This window comes from Aquisalimonas sp. 2447 (genome assembly GCF_012044895.1).
Taxonomy (GTDB): Bacteria; Pseudomonadota; Gammaproteobacteria; order Nitrococcales; family Aquisalimonadaceae; genus Aquisalimonas.
In genome coordinates this window covers 3851431-3869437 of the sequence record NZ_CP050695.1, presented here as the reverse complement: position 1 = coordinate 3869437, position 18007 = coordinate 3851431, and the positions used below count along the sequence as shown (strand labels likewise).

The window sequence follows — 18007 nt, the reverse complement described above, 5'->3', positions numbered from 1 at the left end:
GGTCATGCCGTTACATGCCGGCATCGCGGAACTGCTGCTGCACTTCCCGGGAGGGCTCCTTGCCCAGCAGGCTGACCACGACGATGGTCAGGGTGCAGAACAGGAAGCCGGGCACGATCTCGTAGACGTCGAACAGCCCGCCGGAGAGCTGCTCCCAGACGATGACCGTCACCGCGCCCACCACCATGCCCGCCATGGCCGAGACGCCGGTCATGCGCTGCCAGTAGAGCGACAGGATGATCACCGGGCCGAAGGCTGCACCGAAGCCGCCCCAGGCGTAGGCCACCAGGTCCAGCACGCCTGCCTCGGGGTCCATGGCCAGTAGCAGAGCCACGATGGACACCACGATGACCGCACCACGACCCACCCAGACCATCTCCTGGTCCGTGGCCGAAGGCCGGAAGAAGCCCTTGTAGAAGTCATTGGTCAGGGCGCTTGCGGAGACCAGCAGCTGCGAATCGATGGTGCTCATGATGGCCGCCAGGATCGCCGCCATCAGGATGCCCGCCACCCACGGGTTGAACAGCGCCCGGATGAGCTCGATGAGGATGGTCTCGCTCTCCTCGATGGGCGCATCGGCGAAGAAGGCGATGCCCATGTACCCGGTGGCCACCGCGCCGATGAGCGCCAGGATCATCCAGCCCATGCCGATGGTCATGGCCCTGGGCATTTCTTCCACGGAGCGGATGGCCATGAAGCGGGCCAGGATGTGCGGCTGGCCGAAGTAGCCCAGGCCCCATGCGAGCAGCGAGATCATGCCGAGGAAGGTCATGCCCTCGAGCACCGTCGAGTAGCTGGGGTCGATGGAGACGATCTCCCGTTCCGCCTGACCCCAGCCGCCCACCAGCACCACCACGAACATGGGGACCACCAGCAGCGTGAGGAACATCAGGATGCCCTGGAAGAAGTCGGTCCAGCTCACCGCCAGAAAGCCGCCCAGGAAGGTGTAGGAGATGATCACCACCGCGCCCACGATCAGCGCCGTGCTGTACTCCATGCCGAAGGTGCTCTGGAACAGCAGCCCGCCGCCCACCAGCCCGGCGGAGATGTACAGGGTGAAGAAGATCAGGATGACGATGGCCGAAATCACCCGCAGCATGCGGGTCTTGTCGTGGAAACGGTTCTCCAGGAAGTCCGGAATGGTGAGGGAATCCTTGGCGACCTCCGTGAACCGCCGCAGCCGACCGGCCACGAACAGCCAGTTCAGGAATGCGCCGGCCACCAGGCCGACACCGATCCACAACTCGCCGAGCCCCGAAGCGTAGACCGCCCCGGGCAGGCCCAGCAGCAGCCAGCCGCTCATGTCCGACGCCCCGGCGCTGAGGGCCGTGACCCCCGGGCCGAGGCTGCGGCCGCCGAGCACGTAGTCCGACAGGTCGTTGGTGATGCGGTAGGCGTAGTAGCCCAGTGCCAGCATGAGCACCAGGTAGGCGGCAAACGTCAGCAGTGTGGGTAAGGGCATATCCATCAGAGCGCGTCCTTCTTTTTCTTGGGGGTTGCTCAATGGCTGCTCAGGAACGCAGCGAGAGACTGCAGAACCAGGCGGTCAACAAGCGCGTGTGCTTCGTCTCTGAGCCTAGCACTGATTCCACTGGACGAAACCCGCCGTTTGGGCGCCGGAGGCGGACCGGTGGCGGTTCCGGGCCGCGGCGCGACCCTGTTGGCGCGTGTCGGTCATGGCGCATCCCCCGGAATCCGGCGGTCAGTCCCGGGCGTTTCAGCCTGCATGGCGGCCACCAGGAAATCGACAAACTGCCGCACCTTCGGCGACAAATGGCGGTGGCGGGGATAGAGCACCCAGACAGCGGTGTGGGTGCAGGCGAAACCGTCCAGTACCGGAACGAGCCGGCCCGCGTCCAGATCCGCCTGCACGTAGTAGTCGGGCAGTTGCGCCAGCCCCAGTCCCTTGCGGGCAGCGTCCAGGACGGCGTGCCCTGAGTTGCCCCGCCAGTTGCCGTGCACCCGCAGGTGGCGGTGCTGTCCCCGGGTGTCGAAGGTCCACTCGTCGGCAGAGCCCCGCAGGCAGTTGTGCGCGGACAGCTCCTCCAGGGTGTGCGGCCGGGCGTGACGCTGGAAGTAGGCCGGCGAGCCCACCACGTACTCCCGCCGGGCGCACAGGCGCCGGGCGATCAGGGATGAGTCCGGCAGGGCGCCGGTGCGGATGGCCACGTCGAAGCCTTCATTGATGATGTCCACCCGGCGGTTGGTGAACTCCAGGTGCACCTGCAGCTGCGGGTGGCGCAGCAGGAAGTCGTTTACCAGCGGAGCGATGAAGCGTTCGCCGAAGGTGGTGGCGCAGGTGGCCTTGAGCACCCCCGTGGGCTGGCGCTGGTAATCGCTGATGGACTGCAGGGCCTCACGGAAACCGTCGAAAAGCTGGGCGCAGTGGTCGAAGTACACCGATCCCGCGTCGGTGAGGTTGAGCTGGCGGGTGGTGCGGTAGAGCAGCTGCGTGCCGAGCTGCGTCTCCAGGCGTGCCACCAGCCGGCTGACGTGGGAACTCGACACCCCCAACCGCCGCGCCGCGCCGGCAAAGGATTCCTGCCGGACGACCTCGACGAACGCCTCGATACGATCCCAATGCTGCATTGTTGCTCTCCAGCAATAATCTATTGCGCCATGATGCCTAATCCCGGGCCGTTACGCCTTCTACACTAGGCGATTGCAACCATAGCGGTGCGTTGCCGCGATGCCGACGAGGAGGTGAGTCATGAAATCACGCGCTGCCCTGGCCTTCGAGGCGGGCCAGCCCCTGGTGCTGGAGGAAATCGATGTTGCCGGCCCCAGGCGCGGAGAAGTGCTGGTGCGCATGGCCGCGACCAGCGTCTGCCATACGGATGCCTACACCCTCTCCGGTGCCGACCCGGAGGGCCTGTTCCCGTCAGTGCTGGGCCACGAGGGCGCCGGTGTGGTGCAGGAAGTCGGCGAGGGCGTCACCGGCCTGCAGCCCGGGGATCACGTCATTCCGCTGTATACGGCCGAGTGCGGCGAGTGCAAGTTCTGCCGCTCGGGCAAGACCAATCTCTGCGGCGCCGTGCGCGCCACCCAGGGCAAGGGCGTGATGCCCGACGGCACCTCCCGCTTCTCCGTGAACGGCAAGCCCCTGCACCACTACATGGGCTGCTCCACCTTCAGCGAGTACACGGTGCTGCCGGAAGTCTCTCTGGCCAAGGTCTCGAAAGAGGCGCCCATGGACAAGATCTGCCTGCTCGGCTGTGGCGTGACCACCGGCATCGGTGCCGTCCGCAACACCGCGAAGGTGGAGCCGGATGCCACGGTGGCCGTGTTCGGCCTCGGCGCCATCGGCCTGGCGGTGATCCAGGGAGCGCAGATGGTGGGCGCCGAGCGCATCATCGCCATCGACGTCAACCCGGAGAAGTTCACCCTGGCCGGCCAGTTCGGCGCCACGGAGTTCGTCAACCCCAACGATTACGACGATCCCATCCAGCAGGTCATCGTCGACATGACCGACGGCGGGGTGGATTACTCCTTCGAGTGCATCGGCAACGTCAACGTCATGCGCTCGGCCCTGGAGTGCTGCCACAAGGGCTGGGGCGAGTCCGTGATCATCGGCGTGGCCGGTGCCGGCGAGGAGATCTCCACCCGGCCGTTCCAGCTGGTGACCGGGCGGGTGTGGAAGGGGTCGGCGTTCGGCGGCGTGAAAGGCCGCAGCGAGCTGCCGGGTTATGTGGATGACTACATGAACGGCCGTCTCAGGATCGACGAATTCATTACCCACGACATGCCCTTCGAGCGGATCAACGAGGCCTTTGACCTGCTGCACGCGGGCAAGAGCATCCGTACCGTTCTGCACTACTGAGGAGCTCCCGCCATGGCTGCATCCGTGGAACTCGTCTCCGCCACCAAGAGCTTCGGTGGCTGGCTAAAACGCTACCGGCACCCATCAGGGGTGCTGGGCTGCGACATGATCTTCGCCATCTACCTGCCGCCGCAGGCAGAGCAGCAGGATGTGCCCGTCTTCTGGTGGTTGTCCGGGCTCACCTGCACCGATGAGAATTTCATGCAGAAAGCGGGCGCCCAGCGGGTGGCCGCCGAGCTGGGCGTGGCCATCGTCTGCCCGGATACCAGCCCGCGGGATACCGGCCTACCCGGCGAGGACGACAGCTATGACTTCGGCTCCGGTGCCGGCTTCTACATCAATGCCACCCGCGCGCCCTGGAACCGGCACTATCACATGTACGACTACGTGACCGAGGAGCTACCGGCGCTGGTGCGGGAGACGTTCCCGGTGAACGGCCGGGAGTCTATCTGCGGGCACTCCATGGGCGGCCACGGCGCGCTGGTCTGCGCGCTGCATAACCCGGGGCGCTACGCCGCCGTGTCCGCCTTCGCGCCCATTGCCAACCCGGTGGCCTGCCCCTGGGGCGAGAAGGCCTTTGGTGGCTACCTGGGCGAGGACCGGAGCGCCTGGACTCAGTGGGATGCCAGCGAGCTGATCCGCGCCCATGGCTGTGATCTCCCTCTGCTGGTGGACCAGGGCGATGCCGACAACTTCCTGCACGACGGCCAGCTCCGCCCGGAGGGACTGCAGCAGGCCTGCAGCGCCGCCGGCGTGGACCTTGAGCTGCGCCATCAGCCGGGTTACGACCACTCCTACTTCTTCATCGCCACCTTCATCGAAGACCACCTGCGGTGGCATGCTGCGGCACTGACCCGGGCGGGCTGAGGGCCCGTCCGGGGGTGTCGGTTGGCTGGGGCCGACCTTGGTTCGGTTCAGAGTCGCATGCCGTCATTGCTGACTGATGTGCCGTTAGCACGGCTGAATCAGTGATGAAACGATATGGGAGCCGTTATCGCGCCAAGCGCGGAAAGCCCGCTGAATTCAGCAGTTTCCGGATTGACGTAGTACACCTGCGTGGATGTCCCCTGCTGCAGCCCCATCAGGAGATCCGTTCCATAGCCTTCTGCCGATGCAGAGCCCGCGTTGCGGGTTATGACCTGCGTTGAGGCGAGCTCTTCGGCGTCCGCAAAGTCCGTGGCATTCGCCACCGCAAGCAGATCTCCGCTGGTCAGATAGAAGATGTGTTCGGCCTGTTCGCCGGTTCCGGAGATGGTCCGGTCCCAACTCTGACTCAGGAAGATGCTGCCTGCGATCTCCTCACTGTCCGTGCTGTCGGTGATCGACTGTGCTCTGGCCGCACCCGGTGAGTTCCGGTTGTAGTAGATCCGGCCAACCGGTGCGGATGGCGAGTATACCGTCCTGTCGAGGCCGCCTGGGCGAACGATGTCCAAGTTCGCCTGATACTCGGTGACGTCACCCGTGTCCGTGTTAAATCCACGAACGGCCCACGTTCCCTCTGGGTCTCCGGTGCGTTGGACGGCCGCGTAGGTCCAGCCCAGGTTCTGGCCGTCGGTGACGAAACTCTCGGGTTCAAGGCCCGATCCCCAGTCATCATCAACCACCTGGTAGTCCGGGACGTCCACGTCCGCCGGATCCGGGTCGATTTCGACCAGACGCCCGGAAGCGGCGTCGCTGTCTTCAATGTCGAGAACGTACACGCGGTCGTCCACGATCAGGGTCTCATCAGGTCCCGTCGGGGTTGCTGCGACGTCAAGTGGGCCGCCGGGTGCGCCGCCTCTGGGCTCGATCAGGGAGAACCGGTCGTCCGCAGCATCGTAAAGGAACACATAGCGAGGTGCTCCTACCGCCCGAAACGATGCCTGCACGATATGGCGTTGATGATCCAGCGAAATCAGCTTTCTGAATGAGCAAATGGCATCGTTTTCGAACTGTGGAGTTGATGGGAACGCGCTGGCAGGCTCCAGCGTTTCGCGGTCGCCGCTGCTCACTGAAACCCGCCAGAGTCTGCCCGTGCCATTGCCACTATCGAAACAGGAGAGGTTGTTGTTTCCCTGATAAACTACCAACTCGTTGATACCACCCTGTTCATCGCGCAGCGGGAATACCCATTCGGGAGATAAGCCGCTTTCGAAACCGTCTATGTACCTCTGAGTGGTGTCCGGTTCCGTGAGCTCGATGGGAGCGGTGTCCTCATACGCGTCGAGGCGCACGGCGAACCACTGTGTGTCGGTCGTGCAGCGGCGGTCATCCAAGGTCGGAAGCTGGTATGCCAATACCGACTGGGTGACATCGGTATAGTCGGTCATGACCCTCGCGGCGCAGACGACTCGGGCCTCCGACTCCGATGAAAGGCGCACGCTCGCGTCCAGGCCATCAAATCCGTCGACGCGGCGCAGCTCACCTTCGGGGGTGTTGAAAACCACTGCATGGCGCTCCCCAACCTCGAGATTGCCGTCGTTCGTCAGCTCGACCGCCAGCACTCCGAGCGGCAATGTGTTGCGGTCCGGGGCGAACTCGTTACCACCCCGGCGGTCCGCATTGCTGTTGCCGTCCGTCCGGGTGCGGGCGTTATCGGTTGCGAGGGCATCCACCTGCGCCGTTCTGTGTGAGCGAGCATCTGCCGGATCCACCGCGTGGATCGCCTTGCGGGCATAGTCACCCTCCTGCCCCGCGTCTTGTGAGAAGAATAGCAGCGGTTTCTCCGCGTCAGTCAGATCAGCATCCCCGGGGGCATCGCCGCCGACCTCGATTGCAAAATCATCCTGAGCATTTACACCCTCGGCATTGGTTACACTCAGGAAGACCTCAATGGTCCGGCCTTCCGCGGAGGCTCCGATGGTCAGCGTGGTTTCCGGTGCACCCTCGTCCGCGATGGAGGCCGCCGAACCGGACGGAAAAGAGAACCACTGCCATTCGACGATTTCATCATTGCTGGCCGAGATGCTGTCGCTGCCGTCGAGTTGGATCGTATCGCCCACCTCGGCTGTCATGTCCTCACCGGCAACCGCGGTGAGCCCACTCCCGGAGCCGTTGTCGCCGTTGCCGCTGGACGAGCCTCCGAAACAGCCGGTCAGGGCAAACGAGGTAGACAGCGCTAGCAAGAAAGTTGGGGGGAGTCGTTGGAGCATGAGTGCGCCCTCGCGGATATCGGAATCAATTTTTGGTTGTATTGCTTTTAGTGGTGCCAAGAACTTCGGGCCGGGCCCATGTGCCCGGTGGTGGGTCCACCGGGCACATGGTTGGTGAATCACGGAACCTCAGAGAACCGGTGAACAGTATTGTCTGTCACTCGGCCAGGTAACACCGACTGCACCCGGCCAGAATTCGCCCTCGACATCGATCTCGATCGGTCCGGATTCCATGATCACGACCTGCGCCTCGTCGTCGTTGATCGACTCCAGGCCAAGCCGACGCACGTTGCCCGTCACCCGGAGAGCGAGGGAGCGCTCCCCGCCGAGCAGCTCTGACCCGTCCGGAGTGTCATCCCACATATCGTGCCGATCGAAAGTGACCGTCATCGGAGGAACGCTCTGATCACTGAGCGGGTATATGTTGTTCTCCTGGAGAGACAACAGGCCGATTGGATCCCACGGATCGTCTCCGTACGGCACGTTCTGCCAGATACCTGGTACTGAGAAGGGGTTCGTGGGATCCACGCTCCCGAAATCCAGGGTGGTGCGGAACGTACCCTGTGGGGTTCGGGCATCGAAGTCCCCAGTGGCCCCGGCGGGAACAGGTGGGTCGAACACGAGCTCAAGCCCGGCCGGGCCGCTGTCTTCCAGGTCATTACTGAGTTGAATGCTCTCGATGGCTTCGGAGTCCTCGTCAAAGTCGACCCACATGCTGGCCGCGCCGTAAGACTGACCGATGTCCCCGCTAACCTCGGCGTCATACCAGCAGCTGCATTCCATGGTCACGCTCGCCGTACCCGTCACATCGGGGTCGGACTCAAGGGTGGCCGTTACCTCGGATGTCAGTCCGATTGCGACGCTTGCACCGGGGGAAGTGAACGTGCCGTTCGAGCTGATCGATCCATGTTCAGCCTCCCATGTGACGTCGACCTCGTCGCCGGTCAGCGCATCCGTTGCCTCGAATGTTTCGGTTTCGCCCTCATCGAGACACACCTGCTGCGGGCTGACGGCAACCTCCACTGCGTCTGTACGGATGAACATGCTGCCCTCTCTGGGCGCCGGATCATTGATCTCTTCGCGCACACCCTGATTGGAGTCAGCCTCGGTCTCCACCAGGATGGTTTCGAAGTCGTTGAGATCGTCCTCTGGTGCGTGGTAACGGTAGTCGTACCGGCCCTGCTCTGGGTCCGGACCATCCAGAGGGCCTTCGATCCATCCAAGGTCCTCCTGGTTTTCTGGCTCCGACAGATCGGGCGTTGTTTCCAGCTCCCCGTCATCCACCAGGGTTGCATCCTCCGCGTTACGCACCTCGACGGAGAACTCTATTTCCTCTCCGGGGTCGTCGACACGAAGGCGCGCGGGATCAAAGACGACCCGGATGGGCACGCCTCTCAGCTCACTGCGATCTTCCGGGATGGGGGGATGCCACACACCGAACGTGTAGAACTCCTCGCTCGGTCGCGTGTAGAGAAGATTGAGGTCGCCTTCGCGATCAAAGAAGGTCTCGGGGTCATATCGGAACAGGACATCGCCGTAAGGGAAGCTGAAGTTATCCGGATGGAAATGCTCGAACGTCGGTGGCTCGCCAGCGAACCCATCGAGCTCCCAGTCGATTGCCGCCTCACCGTCGACTCCCGGGGGGACCGATGCCTGGGTCCCGGAGATATCGACGCCTTCCCACACGAAGTTGACATCGAACAGGTCGACATCGAACTGGCCGAACACTTCCCGGAAACCGGCGTCGACGACGACTTCGTTGGCGAATGAGGACGTACCCTGCTTGGCAATTTCGCCCGAGATGTCGCCGCCGACCTTGTTGAGCGGGAAGCGCTCCAGGAACTCCTTGGCAAAGTCGGTACCGTCGTTCTGCATGCGGGCTGTGAGCCGTTCAACGCGAACGATGGAACTCGTTCCGTCTTCGATCTCTGCGGTACCGTCCTCGGGCAGAAGCTCGGCATCCACATCGTGCATGCAGCAAGGGATGAGTCCGAGCCCCAGGCGTGTGACACCCGCGGTGGCCTGGCCGGCCGAGATCATTTTCTTCATCGCAGCCCGGGTCGCCGTGCGGCCGGCAATGGCCGCGCCGGTGCCTGACCCGCCCGAGGCGACAACTGCGGCGACGGTCGCGGCCGTGAGGGTATAGTCCGCCGCCTTGAATGCAGCGTCCGCGGCCTGCTGCGTGTGCCAGGCCGCGTTGTAGCGGTTCATCCAGTCCTGAACCTCATCCGGTCCGTCGATATCGAAGAGCCCATCGATGTAGGCTGACCCATCCTCGAAGCTGACATTGTCATTCAGGGACTGCGGCACAGCCCCCTGCTGCTGTATCTGCGCCGCCATCTGCGCTTGGCTGGACGCACTAGCAAGTTCAGCGACCGTCGGCAGTGTCTGCGTTCCCAGTTCGCTGAGCGAGTCGGCAATCAGAGATTCCGGATCCTCGCCAGCAAAGTTCTCGAAACGATCCATCTCCGAGACAAGCCCCATGTGCGGGATGATGCGCTCGATCAGTTCCAGTTCCTGCTCATCGAATGTCACGTCCTTGAGTGCCGGCTCCTCGCCGTCAACTTCCAGGAGGTTGTACGCCAGCACCAGGGAGACGTAGGGCACCTCGGTGTGACCTGGGTTGTTCCACCAGGTCTCAATGTCACTGGGGTAATCGAGGCCGTATGCCTCCGCAGTTGTCTCTACTAGGTCCCTGAGTCCGGAGACGTAGTCGTCCCAGGCGCCATTCTGGCGGGATGCAAGTGCTCCGATCGAGGCGGTGATAACCTCGCTATCATTGATGCCGTCGGTGATGCGCATTTCGATGGTTGCGCCATCAGCCTTCGCCAAGGGCACCAGAAGTTCCATCGGCCCATCACGGAAACTGGCGACCGGCGCCAGGACGGCCTCATCGCTGTCGGCCCGCAGGGAGATGGACTCTCCCTTGATCCGGTAGTGGACGTGGAGGTTCTCGGCAGAAGCGCCATCCGGCAGGCCTTCGATCTCAACGCCACGAAACGGCACCAGACCGTCGGTGTCCGCGAGGCTTACCTCAGATAGATCCAGGCCTTCTTCGGAGTCATCCCCGCCGCCATTGGTGGAGCCCGATCCGCCCGAGCTGATACAGCCGCCCAAGCCAAGCGCCAGGGCACCCAGAAATGAAACGACGGTTGTGTTCTTGTTGTTGATGAACATGACTTACTCCTTGGCCTGGAAGGACGCGCGGCCTCTCGCCGGAGAGGTGGATCCGGCAAGGGCCGCTTACCGCCATGGGGGTGTTTGCCTCAGTACCCGCTCACGGGGTAGCTGTTCGGTGAGGCCGAATTGACGATGGACTCCAGTGATCCTTCGTCGTTGACGTCGACGTAGATGATTTGCCCGTTTTGATCATCATCGAGGTTGGCGCGGAACAGCCGGTGAGGACCAGAGGCGAATGCTTCCTGAGCAAAGAAGTTGTCGCCCAGGCTGGTGATGTGACCTTGCAGGACCGTTTCAGTACCCGAGGGCAACGTACCGAGTTCCACCATACCGGCAAGGGGATCGGCCGCGTCTACCGCACCGAGGATTGGGGCACCGGCCCCGTCGGATTTCATGAGAAAGACTTCACTGAGCCGCCCCTGGCCCAGAAAGCCGGCGTGGCCCAGCGAGCCGTCGCTGGAGGAACCAACCCACTCGGCGTCCTCAACGGCGTATACTTCGCCGCTGTCGATGTTGTGCATCACGGCGGCAACCTCGTCGAAGGTGCTCTCGGCCGTGTAGAAGACCCAGCCGTCTGCGTGAGCAGCGCGCACGGGCGTGCTGAAGTCACGAAGGCCACCAAGCGACCTGCCGTAGGCGACATAGATGTCCTCTTGGTAGCTTTCCGCGTCCGCGATTAATTCGGCATCAGTCCCATCGAGGGACACGTTCCAGACCTCTTCACCTTCCCTGGTAATCCAGATGATGGAGTCCGGTGCCCGGAAAAGAACGTCGGAGTCCGGGCTGCCCAGGATGTCATCACCTGACGTTGTCACGACTTCAACGGTTGTGCCTTCAACACGGTATAGCGAGTTCCCCTCTAGTCCGGAGAAAAAGCCCGGCTCGGCCGAGAAGAAAAGCGAGCCGTCATTGCCGTAAGCGATGCGGTTGCTTTGGAGCCCGGCACCGCCAAGAAACCCGCCACCGAGGACCTCCGCCATGTCGACGACCTCTCCTGACTCGTCGGTCACGACCTCGACACTCCCCGGACCACCGGATGAGTCAGGTGTGAATCGCCTGAGTTGTAGTTCAGCGACGTCGTTATCCGGATCCTCAACCATGAGGTAGTACGACCCATCAGGGAGGATTTCGCCGAACCTGGAGACACCAGCAACATTGAAGTCCCCTGTGCCCGCCCCCTCCTGAGGGATTTCGCCAACAGGCTGTCCATCGGTATCGAGGAACTGCAGGGTTGTGCCTTCGTTGCCATCGGGTTGCACGGCCACCCATCCAATGGGCTCCAGGTCCGCAATGTCACGAATCGGAACCAGGCTTCTGCCGAGGGCACTCTCCGAGGAGACAGCGGGTGCCGAGTCACCCTCACTCAACCCCGGGTTGTAAAAGAGGTTTTCGTCACTGACTCCCACCCAAAGCTGCGCAGTATCGATGTTCTCCGGGGCCTGCGTAATGCCCGCGAAGCCAATGAGGGCTGCGCTGAGAGACCGCTGTTCGCCATGAAGATCAACCGCCGCAGGCGGGTCGTTGGCGACGCTGGATTCGGTGTTGATCGTCGCAACACTGTCTCCGTCCAGGAAGTTGTCCTCGTCCAGGCCACTGACCATTGCGGCGACCAGATTTCGCTCGATGCCGGTCAGGTCGAAGTTCTCCTGACTCCACTCGCCCTCAATGACCGGTGTCATGGTCTCTCGCGGCAGGGAACTGATCTGTACGTCGAACTCCAGGGCCTCATGCGGGTGATTGGGGTCAATCGCACGGAGTCCGGACTCAAAATCCTCGCTCGACCCGAGTGGGCCACCGAGCCTGTAGAAAAGCAGCTCGTCCCGGGTGTCATCGACGCCGAGCCCGCTGAGCCGGTCCAAGGTCACGAAGACATCGGATTCGCCCCCGCCGTTGTCATCGTTCCCGTTCCCGGACGAGCCGCTTCCGCCGAAACAGCCTGCAAGTGCCAGCGCGCTTACGGATCCCAGAATGGCAAGCGGGTATCGGGCCCCGGTGAGGGTCGGGTTGTTTCCAGTGGAATGGGCCATGGCGGTATCCTTCTTGTTCGTTTGTTCTGCACACAACCCTACGGGCGCGCACCTTACATGGGCCTTACATACAACCCCGGCCGTGGGTTTCGTCACCGCTTCGGTGGAGGCGGCTCAGAGGGCAGGCGTACGCTGCCGGCAGAGTGATATGGAGCCTGTTTGCGAGGGTGCCGGACGGCACCTTACAAATACCTTACAAACGGTCGGGTGGGAGATTTAATGAGCAGACCAGGCCCTGACGTCCCCGGCGTGCTGCCGTTCGGGCCGGCGTTCATCATGGTGGCCGGAACCCGCTGGTGGGCCAGCGATGAATTCGTGGGCCTGCTGGTGGATCTCGAAGTGAGTGACGGCCGTTCTGCCGGTGCGCTGTGCTTTGCCAGCAAGGGGAGTGGTGTGGTGCTGGACACCGAGCATCCCTGGTGCGTTGACGGACAGGAGCGTCTGCGGGCCTACATGTACGAGTGCGGAGTGAACGCCATGGTCGCCCAGGACGCCATGGACGATCTCGTCGATACCCTGCGGGAACTCCTGGCTGAGGTCAGAGTGCCTGACGATCTGGCGCCTTGAGGGGCAGCCGGTCGTGGTCACGCGGTGTCCACTCCAATGAGCAGCAGCGTGGGCCGCTGAACCTGTTCTCCTGCTGGCGGTCTACGGGGTGGTCCGTCCTTCCGTCGCTATCGTCAACGCGGGCACCTGGGAGGCTGTCTCGACCTGTGCCTGAGTCCCCTCGCGGGGTGAGGTGTCGTCATGTCCTGCCTGCGTCCCGTCGTGCTCCTGATCACGCTGATCCTCACACTTTCGGCGTGCAGCCGGCTGGAATTCGCCTATGAGTACGGAGACTGGTTCGCGGCCCGGCGCGTTGCCAGCTACCTGGACCTGGATCGTGACCAGCGCCGTGATGTCCGTATGGACCTCCAGGCGTATCGGGATTTTCACCGTGCGGAGCGTCTGCCGGAACTGGTGGCGTTGATGGACGATGCCGAAGCCCTGCTGGATAACCCCGCCACCTCACGAGACGAGCTGGAAGCAGGTTTCGACGCCGGCGAAGCGCTGCTCCGAGCGACGGTGGAGGATCTGATCCCGTTCGCCGCGGCCACCCTGCGTCGTTTGTCATCGGCGCAGATCGCGCACCTGGAGCAACAGCTCGCCGACGGCAGAACGGAGTATGCCGAGGAGATTGCGCCCACGGGGGCCAGTCGTGTCATTGAGCGGGTGGAGTCGTGGACGGGGGATCTCTCTGCCGGGCAGCGGGAGCGGTTTGCGGCATGCCACGGGCGGCTTCCCGATGTCACCGACCAATGGCTCGAGTGGCGTGCACGCCGTGATCAGCAGTTCGTGAGCCTCCTGGGTGGCGATCCGTCGCCGGCGGAGCTGGAGACGTTCCTGCGGGAATGGTGGCTCGACGCCGAGTCGCGCCCCGAGCCGCTGCGGCGGGCGCGCACGGACAGCCGCGAGGTCTCGCTGGATTGCACCCACGGTCTCCTGGCCGGGCTGAGCGACCGCCAGCGCAGCAGCATTCGTGGGCGACTACAGGGATATCGCGATGACTTCAGTGCCCTGGCGGCACGCTGAAGATTGGTATGTGGCATTATCTACGGAAGCAGTGACCAGCGTCTTGCCTCAGTCAGGCCTGGCGCATGACAGTGTTACGGGTCCGCCGGTGTCTGTTTCCAGGCTTTTCCAGATCGCCGCGCTGGATGATTACACAGGCTGCTTTAACCGCCCCGGCCTGCTGCCGGGTTCTTTCAGTTGCCGACAACAGGACCCTTCCACCGATGAATTCAGTGATCGAGCAGCTTCAGTCGCACCGCTCCATTCGCAAGTTCGAGGATCGAGCGATCCCGGAGCCGCTTTTCCGCTCCCTGCTTGAGGCCGGCCAGAGCGCTGCCACCTCCAGTCATGTCCAGGCGACCACCGTGATCCGCGTCCGTGCCGCGGAGAAGCGGGAGCGCATCGCCGAGTTGGCCGGTGGGCAACCGTACGTGGCCAGCTGTTCGGAGTTCCTGGTGTTCTGCGCGGACATGAAGCGGGTATTCGAGGCCACCGAGCGGACCGGGCGCGAGCCGCAGCGTGGCATGACCGAGCAGTTCATCATCGCCACGGTGGATGCGGCCCTGTTCGCCCAGAACGTGGTGGTGGCCGCTGAATCCGCGGATCTCGGCATCTGCTACATCGGCGGCATTCGCAACAACCCCGAGCAGATCAGTGCGCTGCTGGAGCTGCCCGATGACGTCTACCCGGTGTTCGGGCTGTGCCTCGGCTATCCGGATCAGGCGCCGGAGATCAAGCCGCGGCTGCCCCCGGACGCCATTCTCAAGGAGGACCGTTACCACGATGACGGTGAAGCAGCCGCCGTGGACGCCTTCGACAAGACCATGAATGCCTATTACCAGCGTCGCAGCAGCAATCAGAAGACCGCGACGTGGAGTGATCAGATCAGCGTGCTGTTTACCGACAAGACGCGCCCCCACATGCGCGATTTCCTGCGCCAGCGCGGATTCGAGATGAAATAGTCGGCCGCCATGAAGTGATCATCGGTACTCCTTTCCGATTTTGTTTCGCCGCAGCACCGAATCAAGTTGACAAACGTCGTCCGTACAGTAGCGTAATAACACTGTTCTCCGGGGGAATCAGATACCAGCACCCCCCGGCGGACAATGATCACTACAAGGCGTCGTCGCCTGGAGGAGAGAACCATGAACGATGATCGATCCATGTCACGCCGGAACTTCCTGAAGGTCGGGGCAACTGCCTCCGCGGGTGCCGCTGCGGCCGTGGGTGCGCCTGCGGTCATCGCATCCCGCAATGAACCCATCAAGTGGCGGATGCAGACCCACTGGCCGGAGGGGGTCTGGTACTACGACGAGATTTTCAGGGAATTCGCCAAGCGGGTCACTGAAGGGACCGACGGCGAACTGGAAATCGAGATCCATCCCCCGGGATCGGTGGTCTCCACCGGGGATACCCTGCGGGCCGTCGCCCGCGGCACGCTGGACAGCGCGTTCACCTGGCCGTCCTACTGGATCGGCCAGATCCCTGTGGCGGGGCACCTGAACGGCAACCTGGCCACGTGGGATAGCCACGAAGAAATGCACATGTTCTTCTACCACATGGGTGCGCTGGATATTATCCGCGAAGCGTACGCGGAACGCGGCGTATACCAGCTGGGTCCGTACTCCTCGGCGGGTATTGCAGTCTGGTCCAACGAGCCAATACGGACCCTGAGTGATTTCGAGGGGTTCAACATCCGTTCCACCGGGACCGCGGCGCGGGTGTTCGAGAAAATGGGCGCGGCGCCCGTTGCCATTGACGGCGGCGAGCTGTATCAGGCCCTTCAGACCGGTGTCGCCGACGGCGTGCACTGGGGCGGTGTTGCCACGGGTTGGGGCATGAATCTGCAGGAGGTCAACGACTACATTCTGCAGCCGAATCTGGTGGCACATACCAACGGCGAGGTCATCATCAACATGGACAATTGGAACGCACTGGGCGAGGACCACAAGGTGGTTCTGGACGCTGCCCTGCGTGCCACCAGCATCGACTGTAGTTCACTGATCCGGAGGCGCGATTACCAGCACATGGAAGAATTCGTCAACGACTACGATGGCGAAATCATCCAGATGGAGGACGAGGTCATGGAAGCCATGCGCCAGTACACCATGGAGGTGGTGGACGAGGTCTCGGAAAACGATCCCGAGTACTCCGGCAAGGTGGGTGCCATCCTCCACGAGTTCATGGAGATGACCGGCAAGATCTAGACGGCCGGAAGGAGCCCGTCACGAAGCCGGCCCGTGGGCCGGCTTCGTTCGTTGCGACGGCATCATACGGACCGCGCCGCATCCACGCAGGCACGCGCCAGCGGGCTTTGCCCGTTTCCAAGCTCGGCCGCGATGGAGTAGTGATTGTGGTTGCCCAGCACGTCCAGCGACGCGGCGTAACCGGCGCGCTGAAGCACTGCCAGGAAACCCCGGGACTGGGCAATCCACGACTGCGTTTCTCCGCCTCCGACATACAGGGACAATTCCAGGGATCGGTGGGGCAGGTGGCGGATGGGACTTAACCGGCGCGCCGTGGTGTCCGTCAGCCCGATGTCGGCGTTGACGGTGGTGTCCACCACCGGACGCAGATCGTACAGGCCGCTGATCAGAACGGCCTTGCGTACCAGTCCCGGTGGTGGGGCATCCGCCCGGTCCGCCGCATGGGCCATGGCCACCAGATGGGCCCCGGCGGAATGCCCGGAGGCAGTGATGCGATCCGGGTTCCCGCCGTGCCCCCGGATGTTCTTCGCCAGCCAGTGAAAGAAGGACGCGGTGTCCGCGACGATGGTTTCCAGATCGACCTCTGGGCAGAGACTGTAGTTGGGAAGCACCAGGGTGACCCCGGCGTCCTGGAACACCGGCGCCATGAAGCTGTAATCCGCCTTGTCCCGCCCCCGCCAGTAGCCGCCGTGGAAGAACGCATGCACGGGGGCGTCAGGGCCGGCGGGAAAGATGTCGCAGGTCATTAACGGTCGCTCACCATAGGCGACATCATAGACCCCCGTTACCCGCTTCCGAACCATGCGGCTGGCTTCCGCTGCGTCTTCCACGTACCGGGCCACGTCCGGCACGTGGACGTGCGGGTTGTATTCGTATTCGGTGGATGCCGCCATGGTCATGATCGCCGCCGCGCCAGTGATTCCATCGCCAGGCCGGACAGCAGTTCGATGCCGGTGGGGATGATCCGGTCGTTGAAGTCGTACTCCTGGCTGTGCAGGGGCTGACGATGCTCATCATCCCGGGAGCCGACGTGCACGTAGGCACCACGGCACTCGTTGAGCATGAAGGAGAAATCCTCGCTGCCCATGCTCGGCTGGTGGCCCGCCTGCAGGGTGTCCTCACCGTAACGGCGCCGGATGACGTCGCGGCCCAGTTCCGTGGCATCGGGGTCGTTCATGGTGACCAGGAAGGTGTCGTCAATACGCACATCGATGGTCGCGCCGTGGTATTGCGCCAGGCTCTCGCACAGTCCGCGCAGGGACTGCCGCAGCCGTTCGCCGACGGCCGGGTCCAGCGCACGCAGGGTGCCGGACAGCACCGCGGTGTCCGGAATCACATTGAAGCCGGCCAGGTCGCCGCTCTGCACGGCGCAGATGCTCAACACCGCCGGCTGCAGCGGGTCCACTTCGCGGGACACGATGGTGTGGGCGCGCTGGATCAGGTCGGCGGCGATGCGCACCGGGTCGATGCAGCCGTGAGGGTTCATGCCGCCGTGCCCGCCGCGCCCGCGAATGGTGATGTCCACCCGATCGCCACTGGCCATGATGGGCCCGGGTATGAGACCGAAGCGGCCCACCGGTAGCCCCGGCCAGTTGTGCAGCGCATAGATCTCGTCCATGGGGAAGCGCTGGAACAGGCCCTCGCCAACCATGGCCTTGCCGCCACCGACACCTTCCTCCGCCGGCTGGAACACGAAGTACACCGTGCCGGCAAAGTCGTCACGGGCCTGGAGTTCCTCGATGGCCCCCAGCAGCATGGTGGTGTGACCGTCATGGCCGCAGGCGTGCATGCGACCGGGATTCACGGAGGCGTAGGGCACGCCGCTGTGCTCCTCCAGTGGCAGCGCATCCATGTCGGCGCGCAGGCCCACCGCCGCGGCTGCAGGGCCTCCGCGCCCCTGCAGCCAGGCAACGATGCCGGTGCCGCCAATGCCTGCTTCATAGGCAACGCCCAGGGCGTCCAGTTGCTCCTGGACGCGCCGGGCCGTCTCCTGTTCCTGGAAGCCGAGTTCCGGGTGACGGTGCAGTTCCCGGCGGAAGTCCACCAGTCGTTCCAGTCGTTCCGGTCCCACGGTCATGGGCGATACCTCAC

13 protein-coding genes are annotated in these 18007 nt (G+C 63.5%); 6 read left to right on the top strand and 7 right to left on the bottom strand.

What is annotated here, in order from left to right; genetic code table 11:
- Positions 1-10 precede the first annotated feature (10 nt).
- Positions 11-1468 carry a sodium/proline symporter PutP gene (gene putP, locus KU884_RS18345; protein WP_167783968.1) on the bottom strand — a complete coding sequence of 486 codons (1458 nt, stop codon included), beginning with the start codon at positions 1466-1468 and terminating at the stop codon, positions 11-13.
- Positions 1469-1674: 206 nt separating this feature from the next.
- A complete protein-coding gene (locus KU884_RS18340; protein ID WP_167783967.1) occupies positions 1675-2589 on the bottom strand; it encodes a LysR family transcriptional regulator in 915 nt (304 codons plus the stop codon).
- Between the two features lie 121 nt (positions 2590-2710).
- On the opposite strand from KU884_RS18340, the gene KU884_RS18335 reads away from it, so the two are divergent.
- Positions 2711-3820, top strand: coding sequence for an S-(hydroxymethyl)glutathione dehydrogenase/class III alcohol dehydrogenase (locus KU884_RS18335; RefSeq protein ID WP_167783966.1), 1110 nt, complete (start codon positions 2711-2713; stop codon positions 3818-3820).
- Positions 3821-3832: 12 nt separating this feature from the next.
- Positions 3833-4687, top strand: coding sequence for an S-formylglutathione hydrolase (gene fghA / locus KU884_RS18330; protein ID WP_305793266.1), 855 nt, complete (start codon positions 3833-3835; stop codon positions 4685-4687).
- Positions 4688-4785: 98 nt separating this feature from the next.
- On the opposite strand, the gene KU884_RS18325 is transcribed toward fghA, so the two are convergent.
- The 3 genes from KU884_RS18325 to KU884_RS18315 form a co-directional block, all read right to left on the bottom strand.
- Positions 4786-6813 carry a hypothetical protein gene (locus tag KU884_RS18325; protein WP_167783965.1) on the bottom strand — a complete coding sequence of 676 codons (2028 nt, stop codon included), beginning with the start codon at positions 6811-6813 and terminating at the stop codon, positions 4786-4788.
- Between the two features lie 267 nt (positions 6814-7080).
- Positions 7081-10128, bottom strand: a complete 3048-nt coding sequence (locus KU884_RS18320) for an Ig-like domain-containing protein (RefSeq protein ID WP_167783964.1) — start codon at positions 10126-10128, stop codon at positions 7081-7083.
- 89 nt (positions 10129-10217) lie between these two features.
- A complete protein-coding gene (locus KU884_RS18315) occupies positions 10218-12158 on the bottom strand; it encodes a hypothetical protein (protein ID WP_167783963.1) in 1941 nt (646 codons plus the stop codon).
- Between the two features lie 219 nt (positions 12159-12377).
- On the opposite strand from KU884_RS18315, the gene KU884_RS18310 reads away from it, so the two are divergent.
- The 4 genes from KU884_RS18310 (at position 12378) to KU884_RS18295 (ending at position 15916) form a co-directional block, all read left to right on the top strand.
- On the top strand, positions 12378-12725 hold the full coding sequence (locus KU884_RS18310) for a hypothetical protein (protein ID WP_167783962.1): 348 nt from the start codon (positions 12378-12380) through the stop codon (positions 12723-12725).
- Between the two features lie 180 nt (positions 12726-12905).
- The gene (locus KU884_RS18305; protein WP_167783961.1) at positions 12906-13730 is read left to right on the top strand and encodes a DUF6279 family lipoprotein; all 825 of its coding nucleotides are present in this window, start codon (positions 12906-12908) and stop codon (positions 13728-13730) included.
- Between the two features lie 203 nt (positions 13731-13933).
- Positions 13934-14671 carry an oxygen-insensitive NADPH nitroreductase gene (gene nfsA / locus KU884_RS18300; RefSeq protein ID WP_167783960.1) on the top strand — a complete coding sequence of 246 codons (738 nt, stop codon included), beginning with the start codon at positions 13934-13936 and terminating at the stop codon, positions 14669-14671.
- A 183-nt stretch (positions 14672-14854) separates the two neighbouring features.
- A complete protein-coding gene (locus tag KU884_RS18295) occupies positions 14855-15916 on the top strand; it encodes a TRAP transporter substrate-binding protein (RefSeq protein WP_167784342.1) in 1062 nt (353 codons plus the stop codon).
- A 62-nt stretch (positions 15917-15978) separates the two neighbouring features.
- On the opposite strand, the gene KU884_RS18290 is transcribed toward KU884_RS18295, so the two are convergent.
- Both KU884_RS18290 and KU884_RS18285 read right to left on the bottom strand, forming a co-directional pair.
- On the bottom strand, positions 15979-16815 hold the full coding sequence (locus KU884_RS18290; protein WP_167783959.1) for an alpha/beta hydrolase: 837 nt from the start codon (positions 16813-16815) through the stop codon (positions 15979-15981).
- Positions 16812-17993, bottom strand: a complete 1182-nt coding sequence (locus tag KU884_RS18285; protein WP_167783958.1) for a M20 aminoacylase family protein — start codon at positions 17991-17993, stop codon at positions 16812-16814. The genes KU884_RS18290 and KU884_RS18285 overlap by 4 nt, the downstream gene beginning before the upstream one ends.
- Between the last annotated feature and the right edge of the window lie 14 nt (positions 17994-18007).